Source organism: Mycobacterium sp. NPDC050853, from assembly GCF_040653875.1.
Lineage (GTDB): Bacteria > Actinomycetota > Actinomycetes > Mycobacteriales > Mycobacteriaceae > Mycobacterium.
This window is the reverse complement of record NZ_JBFAGW010000001.1, coordinates 969255-987457: the sequence shown is the minus strand read 5'-3', so window position 1 is coordinate 987457 and position 18203 is coordinate 969255. Positions and strand designations below refer to the sequence as shown.

At 64.4% G+C, this 18203-nt stretch carries 2 protein-coding genes; both read left to right on the top strand.

Translation table 11 applies throughout. The features are described from left to right. Window positions 1-21 precede the first annotated feature (21 nt). Window positions 22-10437, top strand: a complete 10416-nt coding sequence (locus AB0H22_RS04870; RefSeq protein WP_358145138.1) for an amino acid adenylation domain-containing protein — start codon at window positions 22-24, stop codon at window positions 10435-10437. Next, a complete protein-coding gene (locus AB0H22_RS04865; protein WP_358145136.1) occupies window positions 10434-18188 on the top strand; it encodes an amino acid adenylation domain-containing protein in 7755 nt (2584 codons plus the stop codon). Before AB0H22_RS04870 ends, AB0H22_RS04865 begins: the two co-directional genes overlap by 4 nt. The last annotated feature ends 15 nt before the right edge of the window (window positions 18189-18203 follow it).

Genomic DNA, 18203 nt, shown 5'->3' with positions numbered 1-18203 from the left:
CTTCGGAGAGGGGGCAGTCGAATGTTGGAATCTGAAGGCGGTGCATTACCGCTTTCGCGCGGACAATTGGATATCTGGCTTTCACAGGAAAGCGGACTTGTCGGCGCAGAGTGGCAGCTCGGCCTTTTGGTTCGGATCGAGGGAAAAGTAGAACGAGTTCTACTTGAGCGGGCCATCCGTCAGGCAATGACGGAGGCTGAACCCGCTCGCGCGGCCTTCTTCGAGGTAAACGGTCAGATAGTTCAGAGGCCGATCGATCATTCGGATCTCGAGCTGGTCTTCGATGATCTGCGTGATTCAGATGATCCGGTCGCGCGGGCCCGCGAGATGGCATCGTCTATCCAACGCTCGCTGATGCCATTGACCGGCCAGCTGTTGAAATTCGCGTTGTACCGGACAGCGGAGGATGAGTACTACCTGTTCGGACTGTGCCATCACATCAACCTGGATGGGTTGGGCATGGCCGTGCTGAGCCGCCGATCCGCATCGATCTACACGGCGATGGTCGCAGGCGAACCCATTCCTCTCGCGTACTTCGGCACGCTGCAGGACCTGGTCGATTTGGAGTCGGAGTATGTCGCGTCCGGTGACTACGCCGAAGATAAGGAGTACTGGAGCCGCAACCTTCCCCCGGAAAGCGGGCTCGATTACCGGATGCCGCACGCCACGGAGGATTCCGACGGCTACAAGCCATCGGACTCCGCTCAGATGGCTGACAGCACGGTCGGCCAAATAAAAGACCTGACAAAGGTTTTGCGCATTCGCCGATACTCGGTCATCACCGCCGCATGCGCGTTGTTGGTGCGGGGATGGTCCACGACCGGCTCAGAGGTGGCCCTCGATTTTCCGGTGAGCAGGCGTGTCCGGCCGGAGTCCAAGACGCTCCCCGGCATGCTGGCCGGGGTGGTGCCGCTGGTACTCAACGCCCCGCCGGAATCCACGGTCGCCGAATTCTGCCGCCATGTTGACACGCGCATTCGCGAGCTGCTGAAACACCAGCGGTTCCCCGTGCACACTCTCGAGGACGGGGAATTCGGGCTCCGGGGCCCCCGGCATGCGGGAAATCGTGTCGCCGTCAACTTCATTCCGTCCAGACTCACCTTGGACCTCGGCGGTGCTCCCGCGACGGCGACGTTCACCAACCACGGCCCCATGGGTCACTTCGGGCTCTTCTTTATTGGAGCCAGTGATCAGCTGGTCCTCAGCTCATCGGGTGACGGGGAGCCGTTCGCGCAGTTCGGAGTGCCGAATCTGGCGGTCCGGTTGCAGCGCCTGCTATCTGAGATGGCTGCCGACCCAGATCGTCGACTTTCTACGCTGGACTCACTCGTCGGCGACGAGCGCGCCGGACTGAATGAGCTCGGCAACACGGCCGTGTTGACCCGGCCCGCGCCTACGCGAATATCGATTCCGGAACTATTCGCACAACAAGTGGCCGCCGATCCCGGGGCCGCTGCACTCACCTTCGCGGACCGCACCCTGACGTACCGTGAGCTCGATGACGCCGCCGACCGATTGGCGAGTCGGCTTGTGGCCCAAGGAGTGGGCCCCGGCGAACGGGTGGTCCTGCTCTCGGAGCGGTCGGCCAATGCGGTCATAGGAATATTGGCTGTACTCAAGACCGGGGCGGCGTACCTGCCGATCGACCCGGCGGTGCCGGCGTCGCGGCTGGAGTTCATCCTCGCCGACGCCGCGCCGATCGCGGCGATCACCACTGCCGGGCTAAGAACGCGCCTACAAGATTTCGACCTCGCCGTCATCGATCTCGATGAACCCGTCGCCGACACCGAACGTGGCGCCGTGCTGTCGGCGTCCACGCCCGGCCCAAGCGCAGATGACATCGCGTACATCATCTACACCTCGGGTACCACCGGAGCTCCCAAAGGCGTTGCCGTCACCCACCACGGCGTCACTCAGCTGATGGTTTCGCTGGATGCCGGTCTGCTCAACCCCGGGGTGTGGCCGCTCTGCCACTCCTTGGCGTTCGACGCTTCGGTCTGGGAGATCTGCGGTTCGCTGTTGCGTGGCGGCCGGTTGGTCGTGGTGCCCGAATCGGTCGCGGGGGCGCCCGAAGATTTCCAGGACATGCTGGTCGCGGAACAGGTCACCGTGCTCACACAGACCCCATCTGCCGTGGCGATGCTTTCGCCGGAAGGTCTGGAGTCCACGGCGCTGGTGGTGGTGGGCGAGGCCTGCCCTGCCGCCGTCGTTGACCGGTGGGCACCCGGCCGGGTGATGATCAACGCCTACGGCCCGACCGAGACCACCATGTGCGTGGCGATCAGTGCTCCTCTGAAAGCAGAGCAGCCGGGTTCGGGTGTGGTGCCGATTGGCTCGCCGGTGCCCGGGGCGGCGCTGTTCGTGTTGGACACCTGGATGCAACCGGTGCCCGCCGGTGTCGTCGGCGAACTGTATGTCGCCGGTGACGGCGTCGCGTGTGGATACATCGGCCGATCCGATCTGACGGCGTCGCGCTTTGTGGCCTGCCCGTTCGGGGAGCCGGGTACACGCATGTATCGCACTGGAGATCTGGTGTCCTGGGGCGATGATGGGCAGCTGCAGTATCTGGGCCGCGCCGACGAGCAGGTCAAGATCCGCGGGTACCGCATCGAGCTCGGCGAGGTCCAAACCGCGTTGAGTGCCCTCGACGGGGTGGATCAGGCGGCAGTGATCGCCCGTGAGGACCGACCTGGGGACAAACGCCTCGTCGGCTATATCACGGGTACCGCGGATCCTGTCGAAGTGCGCAGCACGCTGGCGAAACACCTTCCGCCCTATATGGTTCCGGCCGTGGTGGTGGTGCTTCAGGCGCTGCCACTGACCTCCAATAACAAACTGAACACCCGCGCTTTGCCGGCTCCCGAATATGGCGGCCTGGGTACCGACTACCGGCCTCCCGGTACTGCGGTGGAAGAGATCCTGGCCGGTGTCTACGCCCAGGTGCTCGGTGTCGAGCGCGTCGGAATCGATGACTCCTTCTTCGATCTGGGCGGTGACAGCATCCTGTCTATGCAGGTGGTCGCCCGTGCTCGGGCGGCGGGGGTGCTATGCCGACCGCGTGACGTTTTCATCGAGCAGACCGTGGCGCGGCTGGCCGTGGTGGCCGAAATCTCTGGTGGCGAAGCCGATGTCGTGGACGAAGGCCTCGGTCCCGTGGAAGTCACCCCGATCATGCGCTGGCTGCATGGCGTGCAGGATGCCGCTGGCTCGATCAACGAGTTCAATCAAACTCTCGTGGTGCAGGCACCTTCCGAGGTGACTGAGTACGACGTGACTGTCGTATTGCAGGCGCTGTTGGATCGGCATGCCACCCTGCGACTCCGCGTGCAGGAAGAGGTTGCGGACAATGGCGGCGGATGGTCGCTTCTGGTCCCGGAGACGGGATCGGTAGACGCCCGCGATTGCCTGCGTGTAGTCGACGCGTTATCTGATGAGGCGTTGGTGGCGGCACGTTCTCGGTTGAATCCGGCCACCGGATCGATGCTCAGCGCGGTGTGGGATCCCGGCGCCGGTCAGTTGGCATTGGTGATTCACCACCTGGCCGTCGACGGGGTGTCGTGGCGAATTCTGTTGGAAGACCTGAACATCGCCTGGGCACAGCATCACAGCGGAGGGGATGTGGTGCTGCCGACCGGCGGAATCTCATTCGCCCGCTGGTCGTCACTGCTGTCCGAGCATGCGCGTTCCGCGGATGTGGTGGGGCATGCCGATGCCTGGCGGCAGGTCTTGACCACCCCGACGCGGGTGTCGGCGGTGCAACCGGGTACGGACACCTATGCCAACGCCGGACGATTGTCGGTGTCATTGGATGCCGAGACCACGCGACAACTGCTGGGTGAGGTACCTGCGGCGTTTCACGCTGGGGTGCAAGACATTCTGCTGATCGCGTTCGGGCTGGCTTGGAACGAATTCCTGGGTGCCGGCGGAGCGCCGGTCGGATTCGATGTCGAGGGCCATGGGCGTCAGGAAGAGATCGGCGGGGCTGCTCATCGGCACCTTGACCTGTCGCGCACGGTTGGGTGGTTCACCACCAAGTACCCCGTGTCACTGGCTGTGGGTGAGCTGTCGTGGGCACAGGTGGCGGCGGGCGAGGCTGTTCTCGGCCAGGTGATCAAGGCCGCGAAGGAACAGCTGCGTGCGCTACCCGACGGCTTGACCTATGGGCTGCTGCGTTACCTGAACCCTGATGTCGATCTGAGCGAGTCGGAGCCGACCATTGGGTTCAACTACCTCGGGCGCCTGGGTGCGGGAGCGTCCGACCTCTCCGAGGAATTCTGGCGGATAAGCCAAGACAGTCTGTCGATGACCGATGTGGCCGCGGCGATTTCGATGCCGTTGGCGCACTCGGTGGAGCTCAACGCCGGAACAATGGATACCGAGTCTGGTCCTGAGCTCCGCGCCAACTGGTCCTGGGCACCTTCGGTGCTGGACGGTGCGCAGGCTGATCGGTTGAGCCAGTTGTGGTTCGACGCGTTGGCCGGGATCTGCGCACATGTGCGTTCCGGCGGAGGCGGACTGACGCCGTCCGATGTGTCACCGGCCCGACTGACCCAACAGCAGATCGATACGTTGGTGCAGCAGTACGAGATCGCCGACGTCCTCCCGCTGACCCCGCTACAGCAAGGGCTGCTGTTCCAGGCCGGTTTTGCTGAGGCAACTGGGGATTCGGTTGACGATGACGTGTATGCGGTGCAGCTGGCTCTTACCGTGACCGGTCCTCTTGATCCGGGCCGTCTGCACGATGCGGTTTACACCGTGGTGAAACGACACCCGAATCTTGCTGCTCGATTCAGCGAGGAGTACGGGGAGCCGGTGCAGATTATGCTTGCCGAGCCCGTAATCGCTTGGCAGCATGTTGAATTGAACGGCGATGTCGATGAGCAGGTGGAGCAGCTGTGCGCTGCCGAGCGTGCCGCGGTCTGCCAGATTTTCACCGAACCGGTCTTCCGGGCGACGCTCATCTCGGGGCTCGGCGGTCCAGCTGAGAACCGGCACCGGCTCGTGTTGACCGCGCACCACATCGTGATCGACGGCTGGTCGCTGCCGATCCTGTTGCAGGAAATCTTCACCGCCTACTACGGGCAGCGCTTGCCCACGGCTACGCCGTATCGCAACTTCGTCACCTGGTTGGCAGGGCAGGATCGCGATGCGGCGCAAGCGGTATGGGGCGCAGCTCTCGACGGCTTCGAGACCCCCACACTCGTGGGTTCGCTCGCCACGGCAGGACGCCGAGGTGTCGAGTCCTACCGGATGTCCGAGCAGGTCACCCGGTCACTCACCGAGCTGGCCCGCGCACAGCGCACCACTGTCAACACGGTGCTGCAAGCCGCGTGGGCTCAAGTGCTGACATGGCTGACCGGTCAGCATGACGTCGCATTCGGCACCGCGGTGTCGGGCCGCCCCGCCGACTTGGCCGGAGCGGACTCGATAGTCGGCCTGCTGATCAACACGGTGCCGGTGCGCGCGAACATCACCGCGGCCACCACCGTCGCCGATCTTCTGGATCAGCTGCAACGTACCCACAACGACACCGTCGAGCACGAGCACCTGGCGCTCAACGAGATTCACCACGCCGTTGGTCTCGACCGACTTTTCGACACCCTTTTTGTGTACGAGAACTACCCGATCGACGCGGGCGCTCTGTTGGGTGTGCAGGAGTTGGCCATCACCGACTTCACCAGCCGTGAATACAACCACTACCCGTTGTCGGTCGTGGCCATGCCGGGCCACGAGTTGGGTCTACGTGTCGAATTCGATACGGATGTATTCGAATTGGCCGATATCGAGACCCTTGTCGACAGGCTGCGTCAGGTGCTCACGGCCATGACTGCCGATCCCGCCACACGACTGTCCTCCATCGATCTGCTGGATTCCGGTGAACACGACCGGTTGGACCAGTGGGGTAACCGCGCGGTGCTGACCCGTCCGGAATCGGTATTGACGTCGATTCCGGAGCTCTTCGCCGCACAGGTCGCGCGCGCCCCGGAGGCGGTCGCGATCACTTGTGGCGAGAGGTCTTGGACCTACGGCGAATTGGATGCGAAAGCCAACCGGTTGGCGAACCATTTGGCCGGCTGCGGTGCCGGCCCGGGTGAGCGGGTGGCGCTGCTGCTTCCCCGTACCGGTGAGGCGATCGCCGCGATCCTGGCCGTGCTGAAGACCGGGGCGGCGTATCTGCCGATCGACCCGGCGCACCCGGACTCGCGGATCGAGTTCGTGCTGCGCGACGCAGCGCCGATCGCCGCGGTCACGGCAGCGGACCTGTTGCCGCGGCTTAGCGCGTCCGGTGTGCCCGCGATCGATATCGACGATCCTGCCGTGAACATGCAGCCGGACACCGCATTGCCCCTACCGGCCGTGGACGACATCGCGTACATCATTTACACCTCGGGGACCACCGGCGCACCCAAGGGTGTTGCGGTCACCCACCGCAATGTCGCCCAGCTGTTGGAATCGCTTGACGCTGAACTGGCCTTGGGGCAGGTCTGGACGCAATGCCATTCTCTGGCCTTCGACTACTCGGTGTGGGAAATCTGGGGTGCGCTGCTCTACGGCGGGCGACTGCTCATCGTGCCCGACGCGGTCGTCCGCTCCCCGGAAGAGCTGCACGCCTTGCTCGTGAGCGAGCAAGTCAGTGTCCTGAGTCAGACGCCTTCGGCGTTCTACGCGTTGCAAACCGCCGATGCGCTGCAGCCCGAAATGGGGCAGCAGCTCAAACTGCAGACAGTGGTATTCGGTGGAGAAGCGCTTGAACCGCAGCGCCTTTCCTCTTGGTTCGATAGCCACCCGGGGCTGCCGCGCATGATCAACATGTACGGCATCACCGAGACGACAGTGCACGCCTCGTTCCGCGAGATCGGTGACGGGGATGTCGATAGCAACAGCAGCCCAATCGGCGTGCCGTTAGAGCATCTCGCCTTCTTCGTTCTGGATGGCTGGCTGCGACAGGTGCCGGTGGGCGTCGTCGGTGAGTTGTACGTGGCAGGTTCCGGCCAGGCGAGCGGATACCTCGGCCGTTCGGATCTGACGACAACCCGGTTCGTCGCATGCCCATTCGGGGCGCCAGGCTCGCGGATGTACCGCACCGGGGACCTGGTGCAGTGGGGCGAAGACGGACAGCTGCGGTACGTGGGACGTGCCGACAAGCAGGTGAAGATCCGCGGGTACCGCATCGAACTCGGTGAGGTCCACGCGGCACTCGCCCGCGTGGACGGCGTAGACCAGGCGGCGGTGATCGCCCGCGAGGACCGCCCCGGCGACAAACGACTGGTCGGCTACTTCACCGAATCCGTCACCGGGACTTTGGATCCCGCCACAGTGCGTGCCGCGCTGGTCGAGCGCCTCCCTGCTTATATGGTTCCGACCGCAGTCGTGCTGTTGGACGCCTTGCCGTTGACTGTCAATGGCAAGCTCGACACCCGTGCGCTGCCGGCACCCGAGTATCAGGATGCCGACCACTACCGTGCCCCAGCGGACGCGATCGAGGAGATCCTGGCCGGTATCTATGCCCAGGTGCTGGGTGTCGAGCAGATCGGGGTCGACGATTCGTTCTTCGACCTTGGCGGCGACAGCATTTCGTCCATGCAGGTGGTGGCTCGTGCGCGAGCTGCTGGTCTGCTGCTGCGGCCGCGCGATATCTTCGTAGAGCAGACCGTGGCACGGCTGGCCCACGTAGCCACGTTTGCCGACGGTCAGACTGCCATCGTCGACGCGGGCACCGGTGCGGTGGTGGCCACCCCGATCATCCGGTGGCTGCACGGGCTCGGCAATCCGAGTGGCTCTGTGGCCGAGTTCAACCAGACGGTCGTGCTGCAAGCTCCCGCGGGAGTCACCGACGACGATGTGGTCACCGTGCTGCAGGCCCTGCTGGATCGGCATGCCACCCTAAGGTTGCGCGCGGAAGGCAATGGCGAAACCGGTAGCGCCGCGGGATGGTCGCTGACCGTGCCCGAGGCGGGATCGGTTGATGCACGTGAGTGCCTGCTGTCGGTGGATGTGCTCTCCGATGAGGCGCTGTTGGAGGCCCGGTCGCGTTTGAACCTCGCCACCGGGTCGATGCTCAGCGGGTTGTGGGAACGCGGCCGCAGCAGGCTGATATTGATCGTCCACCATCTGGCGGTTGACGCGGTTTCATGGCGAATTCTCTTGGAAGACTTCAACATCGCCTGGGCGCAGCATCATGGCGGTCAGCCGGTGGAGCTGCCGTCCGGCGGGACATCGTTCGCCCGGTGGGCGACGCTGCTCGACGAGCGCGCGCGCTCTGCCGACGTGGTGGCGTTGGCAGACACCTGGCGGCAGGTGGAGGCGATTCCGGCCGCGCTCCCGGCGGTGCAACCCACGATGGATACATACGCCAGCGCGGGACAGTTATCGGTATCGCTGGACTCCGACCTCACTCGACAGCTCCTGGGTGAGGTGCCCACTGCGTTCCACGCTGGGGTGCAAGACATTCTGCTGATCGCATTCGCCTTGGCGTGGAACGAATTCCTTGGCTCGGGTGGCACGCCGATCGGCATCGACGTCGAAGGACACGGCCGTCAGGAAGAGCTCGGCGACGCCGATCTCTCGCGCACAGTGGGCTGGTTCACCAGTAAGTACCCGGTGTCGTTGGCAGTGGCTGAGCTGTCGTGGGCACAGGTGGTGGCCGGCGATGCTGCTCTAGGTCCAATCATCAAGGGCGCCAAGGAACAACTGCGCGCCTTGCCGGACGGACTGACCTATGGGCTGCTGCGGTACTTGAACTCTGATGTCGACGTCGCAGGCCCGGACCCGGCGATCGGATTCAACTACCTGGGCAGGCTCGGCGCCGGTGGTGCCGACCTCACCGATGATCTGTGGCGGATTGACCAGGACGGGGTGTCGATCACCGCCGCGGCGACGGCAGTGCCCACACCGTTGGGACACACCGTCGAACTCAACGCCGGTGTGATGGAAGGCGCCTCGGCCGACTCAGGTCGTTTGCATGCGACCTGGACGTGGGCGCTCTCGGCGTTGAGCCACGACCAGATCGACAGGATCAGTCGGCTCTGGTTCGACTCGCTGGCCGGGATCTGCGCGCATGTGCGTGCCGGTGGTGGCGGCCTGACTCCGTCCGATGTCGTGCCGGCCCGACTGAGCCAGCGGCAGATCGACGAGCTACACGAACAACATCAGATCGCCGACGTGTTGCCGTTGACCCCGCTGCAGCAGGGACTGTTGTTCCACTCGAATCTGGCGCCAGACGCCGGCCCAGATGGTCTGGACGGCAGCGATGACCTCTATGCGGTGCAGCTAGATGTCGCGTTGAGCGGCCCGCTCGATCCGCAACGGTTACGCGAGGCGGTGCACACCGCGATCAAACGTCGCCCGAACGTGGTGGCGACGTTCTACGAAGAGTTCGGCGAGCCGGTGCAGCTCATCCCCGCTGATCCCGAGCTGGCGTGGCAATTTGTCGAGCTGGACGGCGCTGATGTCGAGGAGCAGGTCGAACTACTCGCGGCCACCGAACGGGCGGCGGTATGCGACCTGACTGGCCAACCGGCCTTCCGGGCAGCGTTGGCCAGGACCGGAGCAGACCAGTACCGGTTCTTGCTCACCAATCACCACATCGTGCTCGATGGATGGTCCAAGCCGATCCTGCTGCAGGAGATCTTCGCCAGCTACTTCGGTGAGCGCTTGCCTGCGCCGGTGTCGTACCGCCGGTTTGTCACCTGGCTGGCCGGACAGGACAACACCGCGGCAAGATCGGCCTGGCACAAGGTGTTTGACGGTTTCGAGACTCCGACGCTCGTCGGACCGGCGGGCCGGATGACGCTTGGACGGCGAGGCGTCGAATCCTTCCAGGTATCCGCCGAGACCACGCAGGCCCTCGGCGAACTGGCGCGCTCCTGCCGAACCACGGTCAGCACGGTGTTGCAGGCCGCGTGGGCGCAACTGCTGATCTGGCTGACCGGCCAGCACGACGTCGCCTTCGGCACCGCAGTGTCGGGCAGGCCGACCGATCTCGTAGGCGCGGAATCGATGGTGGGCCTGTTGATCAACACGGTGCCGGTCCGCGCAACCATCACTCCTACCACTACCATCGCCGACCTGTTGAACCAGCTGCAAGGCGCCTACGGAGACACGTTGGAGCATCAGCACCTGGCGCTCAACGAGATTCACCATGTCGTCGGACACGACCAGCTGTTCGACACGATGTTCGTATACGAGAACTACCCGATCGACACGGCCGCACTGTCGCGGGTGCACGAGTTATCGATCACCGCGTTCAGCAATCGTGAATACAACCACTATCCGCTGGCGGTTCAGGCGACACCGGGGCACGAGCTGGGTCTTCGCGTCGAATTCGACACCGATGTCTTCGACGTCGTCCGTATTGGGAAGTTGGTCAAGAGGTTCCAGCGCGTGCTGGAGGCCATGACATCCGATGTAAAAGGGAAGCAGAAGGAGCCGTCATGAGCGCCGACCCCAGCCGGACGTTGTTGTCGATGGATCTTCTCGACGACGGTGAGCACGACCGACTCGACGAGTGGGGTAACCGGGCGGTACTCACCGAGCCCGCGCCCGTGGCGGTCTCGATCCCGGTGCTGTTCGACACGCAGGTGGAGCGCGCTCCGGAGACCGTGGCGTTGGTATGCAGAGACCGGTCGTGGACCTACCGCCAGCTGGACCAGGTGACCAATCGCTTGGCCCACCTGTTGGCCGGGCAGGGTGCGGGCCCGGGTGAGGTTGTGGCGCTGCTAGTTCCGCGTTCGGGCGAGGCAATCATCGGGCTTTTGGCGGTGCTCAAGACCGGCGCGGCATATCTGCCGATCGACCCCGCCCATCCGGACGAACGCATCAGGTTCATGGTCTCTGATGCGGAACCGATAGCGACACTGACCACCTCGGACTTGAGCTCGCGGTTCGACGGACTCGATGTGCCGGTTGTCGAGATCGACGATCCGGTGGTCGACGGCCAACCAAGCTCTGCGCTTTCGGCACCGGAACCCGATGACCTCGCCTACATGACCTACACCTCTGGCACGACGGGTGTGCCCAAGGCGGTGGCGGTCACCCATCACAACGTCACCCAGTTGGTGGATGCGGTGCGTGCCGATCTGCCCGCCGGGCCGGGGCAAGTGTGGTCGCAGTGGCATTCGCTGGTCTTCGATGTTTCAGTGTGGGAGATATGGGGCGCGCTGTTGCACGGTGGCCGGCTGGTGGTGGTACCCGAATCGATCGCATCCTCGCCGGACGATCTCCACGATCTGTTGATCAATGAAAAAGTCAGCGTCCTCTGCCAAACCCCTTCGGCAGCAGGGATGTTGTCGCCGGAACGGTTGGAGTCGACAACTCTCATCGTCGCCGGTGAAGCCTGCCCGACCGAGCTGGTGGATCGATGGGCCACAAGCGGACGAACGATGATCAACGCTTACGGTCCGACCGAATCGACGATCTATGCGGCGATGAGCGGACCGCTGACACCGGGATCCAATGTGGCTCCGATTGGTTCGCCGGTGCCCGGGGCGGCGCTGTTCGTTCTGGACAAGTGGCTGCGACCGTCGCCGGAGGGCGTGGTCGGCGAACTGTATGTGGCCGGTAATGGGGTGGCGTCCGGGTACGCGCATCGCTCCGGGCTGACCGCATCGCGGTTCCTTGCCTGCCCGTTCGGTGGCCCGGGCGCGCGGATGTACCGCACCGGCGACCTGGTGCAGTGGGGTGAGGACGGCCAGCTGCAGTATCTGGGCCGCGCGGACGAGCAGGTGAAAATCCGCGGCTATCGCATCGAACTCGGGGAGATCCAGGCAGCACTGGCGCGGCTGGATGGGGTGGAGCAGGCGGTGGTGATCGCCCGTGAGGACCGCCCCGGCGACAAGCGCCTCGTCGGCTACATCATGGGAAACGCCGATCCGCTCGAAGCCCGCACCGCACTCGCCGAACGACTGCCGGCGTATATGGTTCCGGCCTCAGTGGTGGTGCTCGAGACTCTGCCATTGACGGTGAACGGCAAATTGGACAAGCGCGCCCTACCGGCACCCGAATACCGCAGTGTTGGTACGGATTACCGGGCGCCGTCCGGCCCGGTCGAGAAAATCTTGGCTGATATCTATGCCCAGGTTCTCGGGGTGGACCGCGTTGGCGTCGATGAATCATTCTTCGATCTGGGTGGCGACAGCATCCTGTCGATGCAGGTGGTGGCGCGGGCACGTGCGGCCGGGGTGCTGTGCCGGCCGCGCGACATCTTCGTCGAGCAAACCGTCGCCGGGGTAGCCGGGGTGGCTTCCCTCTCCGATGGCCAGGCCGATGTCGTCGATGAGGGTATCGGTGCGGTGCAGGCCACCCCGATCATGCATTGGCTCCACGGCGTGCAGGGTCCCGTAGACCAGTTCAACCAGACGTTGGTTCTGCAGGCTCCGGCCGGGGTGAACGAGGGCGACGTAGTCGTGGTGCTGCAGGCGCTATTGGATCGGCATGCGACCCTGCGGTTGCGCACGCAGGACAACGGTGCTTCCGAGAACGGAGCATGGTCGCTGCTGGTCCCGGAGAAGGGTGCGGTGGATGCGCGTGAATGCCTACGCGTTGCCGAAACCCTTTCCGACGCATCGTTGGTGGCGGCCCGTTCGCGCTTGAACCCGGCTGCCGGGGCGATGCTGAGCGCGGTGTGGGTGCCCGAGACCGGGCAATTGGCGTTGATGATCCACCACCTTGCTGTCGACGGTGTGTCGTGGCGAATTCTTTTGGAAGACTTGAACATCGCCTGGGTGCAGCACCACAGCGGCCAGCCGGTGGAGCTGCCAACGGGCGGGACGTCATTCGCCCGTTGGGCTTCGCTGCTCGAGGAGCACGCGCGTTCTGCGGAGGTGGTGGCCCAGGCCGATACCTGGCGAGAGGTGACGGCGGTTCCCGCGGCATTGCCCGCGGTGCTACCCGAGTTGGACACCTACGCCACGGCGAAAACGTTGTCGGTGTCGCTCGACACCGAGACAACCCGGGAGCTGCTGGGTGATGTGCCGGCGGCGTTTCACGCTGGGGTGCAAGACATTCTGCTGATTGCGTTCGGATTGGCCTGGAACGAATTCCTGGACTCCAACGCCGCCTCGATCGGCATCGGCGTTGAAGGCCACGGGCGTCACGAAGAGCTGGCAGACGATGTCGATCTGTCGCGCACCGTCGGCTGGTTCACCACCAAATACCCGGTGGTCCTGAGCGTCGGTGGACTTTCCTGGGAAGAGGTAGCGGGCGGAGCGGCCGCCCTGGGGCCAATCGTCAAGGGCGCCAAGGAACAGTTGCGTGCACTTCCGGACTCGTTGACCTATGGCTTACTGCGCTATTTGAACCCCGACGTCGATCTGTCCGCGTCGGAGCCGACCATCGGATTCAACTACCTCGGGCGCCTCGGCGCCGGTGCCGCGGATCTCACCGACGAGCTATGGCGGATCAACGAGGACAGTCTGTCCTCGACCGGTGTGGCCTCATCCGTGTCCATGCCGCTGATGTACACAGTGGATCTCAACGCCGGAATTGTCGAGGGGCGTGGCGAGGCGGGCGCAGATACCGACTCCGGACCACATCTGCGAGCGGGCTGGACGTGGGCACCCTCGTCAGTCACCGAGCCTCAGGTGCAGCGGCTGAGTCAGCTGTGGTTCGAGGCACTCGCCGGGATCTGCGCACATGTTCGCAGTGGTGGCGGTGGGTTGACTCCGTCCGATATCGCTCCCGCCCAGCTGAGCCAGCACCAGATCGACGAGCTGCACGAAGAGCACAACATCGTCGACGTGCTGCCGTTGACACCCATACAACAGGGCTTGCTCTTCCACACCACGTTCGCACGCGCGGCCGGGGTGCTGGGGGACGACGCGGCAGGAATCGACTTCTATGCGGTGCAGCTCGATATCACGGTGACCGGTCTTGTCGACCAGCTCCGGCTCCGCGACGCGGTTCACTCCGTCGTCCGCCGTCATCCCAACCTTGCCGCCCGCTTCTTCACTCAGTTCGGCGAGCCGGTACAGGTGATTCTTGCCGACCCGGTGATCGCCTGGCGATACCTCGACCTTCGTGGTGACGATCTGACCCCCGATGAGGAGATTCAGCAGCTCTGCGCCGCCGAGCGCGCCGCGGTCTGCGATCTCGCGGACCGGCCGACCCTCCGTGCGGCGTTGATTCGGACAGAGGGGAACCAGCACCGGTTCGTCCTGACGTTCCACCACGTCGTGATCGACGGCTGGTCGCTCCCGATCCTGCTGCAGGAGATCTTCGCGAGCTACTTCGGGCAGCGCCTTCCGGCGCCTGCGTCGTACCGCAACTTCGTCGGCTGGCTGGATAATCAGGATCGCGACGCCGCGCGAGCGGCATGGGCCAAGGCTCTCGAAGGCTTCGATGCTCCGACGCTTGTCGCCGCACCGGCCCCGCCGGGACCGCGAGGCGTCGAGTCCTATCGGGTGTCCGCCGAGATCACCCAGGCTCTCGGCGATCTCGCGCGGTCACAGCACACCACCATCAGCACGGTGTTGCAGGCCGCGTGGGCGCAGCTGCTCATGGTGGCGACCGGCCAGCAAGACGTCGCTTTCGGTACTGCGGTCTCGGGGCGGCCGGCGGAGTTGGTCGGGGCAGACTCGATTGTGGGCCTGCTGATCAATACGGTGCCGGTGCGAGCGCGTGCCACAGCGAACACGACGGTCGCGGAGCTGCTGGAGCAGCTGCAACACGCCCGCAACGACACACTCGAACACGAGCATCTAGCGCTCAACGACATCCACCATATTGCCGGGCACGAGCTGTTGTTCGACACTCTCTTTCTGTACGAGAGCTATCCGATCGACACCAGCGCGTTCATGGGCGTGCAGGAGTTGGCCGTCACCGAGTTCACCACCCGCGAGTACAACCACTACCCGCTGTCGGTGATGGCATTGCCGGGTCATGAGTTGGGTATTCGCGTCGAGTACGACACCGACAAGTTCGATGTGGCCGGCATCGCAGCGCTGATCGAGCGGTTGCAGCGGGTGCTGATTTCCATGACCGTCGACCCCACCCAACGGCTCTCGTCGATGGATGTATTGGACGCCGGTGAGCAGGAGCAGCTCGATGACTGGGGTAACCGGTCGGTTTTGGCCACGGGGTCGGAGCCGGTGCTGTCCATTCCGGAGGTCTTCGCCCAGCAGGTGGATCGGGCTCCGGAGGCGGTGGCGCTGACATTCGAGGGTCGCTCGATGACTTATGGCGAGCTCGACGAGGCCGCCAACCGGCTGGCCAATCTCCTCGCCGTCTACGGTGCCGGTCCCGGTGAATCGGTGGCGCATTTCATGCCGCGCTCCGACAAGGCAATCGTGGCGATGTTGGCGATCCTCAAGACGGGGGCGTCGTATCTGCCGATCGATCCATCGGTGCCGGACGCACGGCTGGAGTTCATGCTCACCGACGCCGTGCCGATCGCAGCCGTCACCACCGGTGATCTGCGCGCCCGGTTGGACGTGTCCGGCGTGCCGATCGTCGAATTCGATGATCCTGACGAGGATCTCACCGGTGCCATCTTCGGCAGCACCACGTTGTTGACCCCTGCTCCCGACGACATTGCGTACACGATCTACACATCGGGTACCACGGGCGTCCCCAAGGGCGTGGCTATAGCGCACGGCAACGTGACGCAGGCGCTGAAGTTGCCGCTCACGCACATGCCCACGGGACCGGGTGAGGTGTGGACGCAGGCGGGGTCTCTGGTTTTCGACATCACCGTCTGGGAGATCTTTGGCGCGCTGCTGCACGGTGGCCGACTGGTTATCGTGCCGGATTCGGTCGTTCGCTCGCCTGACGACTTCCGTGACTTGCTGATCGCCGAACGAGTCACCGTCTTGTTCCAGACTCCGTCGGCAGTCGGAATGTTGTCACCGGAGGGACTGGACGGCATCACGCTGATTGTTGCCGGTGAGGCGTGCCCGATCGAGCTGGTGGATAAGTGGGCGCCCGGGCGGGTGATGATCAACGGCTACGGACCGACAGAGACGACGATCTACGCCACGTTCGGAGAACTGACAGAGGGATCGGGCGCGGTGCCGATCGGTACCCCGGTGCCCGATGCCGGATTGTTCGTGTTGGACAGATGGATGCGGCCGGTGCCGGCCGGTGTGGTCGGCGAGTTGTACGTGGCAGGCCTTGGCGTCGGTATCGGGTATGTACGCCGCCCCGGGTTGACCGCGTCTCGGTTTACGGCCTGCCCGTTTGGGGAGCCGGGGGCGCGCATGTACCGCACCGGAGATTTGGTGCGGTGGGGTGTCTCAGGTGCTACGGCTGGGCAGCTCGAGTATCTGGGCCGCGCCGATGAGCAGGTGAAGATCCGCGGCTTCCGCATCGAGCTGGGTGAGATTCAGGCAGCCTTGGCGGACCTTGATGGGGTGGAGCAGGCGGTGGTGATCGCCCGTGAGGACCGCCCCGGCGACAAGCGCTTGGTCGGTTACTTCGTCGGGAACGCCGACTCGGCCGAGTTGCGCAGCGCGTTGGCGAAGCGACTTCCGCCGTACATGGTGCCCGCCGCGGTGGTGGCACTGGAGGCTCTGCCGCTGACGGTCAACGGCAAACTTGACAGGCGCGCCCTACCTGCACCCGATTACGACGACGCCACGCGTTACCGTGCCCCGGCGACGGCGGTTGAGGAGACCCTGGTTGGCATCTATGCCCAGATCCTGGGTATCGAGCGGGTCGGGACCGATGACTCCTTCTTCGATCTGGGCGGGGACTCGATATCCGCGATGAGGTTGGTTGCCGCGATCAACACGGCCTTCGATGCCCAACTGGCGGTACGAACCTTGTTCGAGGCACCGTCCGTGCGCAGCCTGAGCGTGCATGTGGACGCCGCCGCCGGTGCCGAAGCCAGCGGACCGAGCTACGCGTCCGTGCATGGGCCCGGTGCCACCGAGGTGAGGGCCAGCGACCTCACGCTGGACAAGTTCATCGATGACGAGACGCTGCAGATCGCTCCGACGCTGCCCCGTGCCGGCACGACCGTGCGGACCGTACTGCTGACCGGGGCGACCGGATTCCTCGGCCGCTACCTGGTCCTGCAATGGCTGAAAGAGCTGGAACAGGTTGACGGCACGCTCATTTGCCTGGTGCGGGCCAAGTCTGAGGAAGACGCGCGGCGCCGCCTTGACAACACCTTCGACAGCGGCGATCCAGAGCTCATCCGGGTTTACGAAGCCCTCGCGACTAACCGCCTGCAGGTGATTGCCGGCGATAAGGCAGAACCCAGCCTGGGTCTGGACGAAGACACCTGGCAGCGGCTGGCCGACACCGTCGACCTGATCGTCGATTCCGCGGCATTGGTCAACAGTGTTCTGCCCTACAGCGAGCTGTTCGGACCCAACGTGGTGGGCACGGCGGAGCTGATCCGGTTCGCGCTGACTGCGAAGCTCAAGCCGTACACATTCGTCTCGACAGCCGATGTCGGTCGCGAGATCGAGAAATCGACGTTCCTCGAGGACGCCGATATCCGGCTGATCAGCTCCACCCGGCCTTCCGACGGGAGTTACGCCAACGGCTACGGCAACAGCAAGTGGGCGGGCGAGGTATTGCTCCGTGAGGCCCACGAGCAGGTTGGGCTGCCGGTCACGGTGTTCCGCTCGGGCATGATCATGGTCGGCACCAGTTACGCGGGCCAAGTGAACGCCTCTGACACGGTCGCCCGGATGGTGCTGAGCATCGTCGCCACCGGCGTGGCACCCCATTCCGTCTACCGGCTCGCCGATGACGGCAATCGTCAGCGTGCGCACTTCGACGGGCTGCCCGTGGAATTCGTTGCGGAGGCGATCACCACGCTGGGAGGCCAGGCCGCCGGTTCATCCGCCGGATCCTTCACGGGATTCGAGACCTACCACGTGATGAACCCCCACGATGACGGTATCGGGATCGATGAGTACGTTGACTGGCTGATCGAGGCCGGTCACCCGATCGAGCGCATTAGCGATTTCAGCGAGTGGGTGACGCGGTTCGAGGCCGGCTTGCATGCCTTGCCGGATCATCAACGCCAGGGATCCGTGTTGCAGATGTTGAAGATCTTGCAGGATCACGGTTGGGACGGGAAGCCGCCGGAGCCCTCGCGGGGGTCCATGGCTCCGGCGGACAGGTTCCAGGCTGCCGTGCGACAGGCGAAAATCGGCTCCGGTCACGACATTCCGCAAGTCTCGGCGCCGATTATCGCCAAATATGCCAGCGACTTACAATTGCATGGATTGCTCTAGAGTGCGAGAAATGGT

Coding starts and splice junctions, on each gene's coding strand:
- AB0H22_RS04870 (WP_358145138.1), top strand. CDS start 22: ATGTTGGAATCTGAAGGCGGTGCATTACCGCTTTCGCGCGGACAATTG.
- AB0H22_RS04865 (WP_358145136.1), top strand. CDS start 10,434: ATGAGCGCCGACCCCAGCCGGACGTTGTTGTCGATGGATCTTCTCGAC.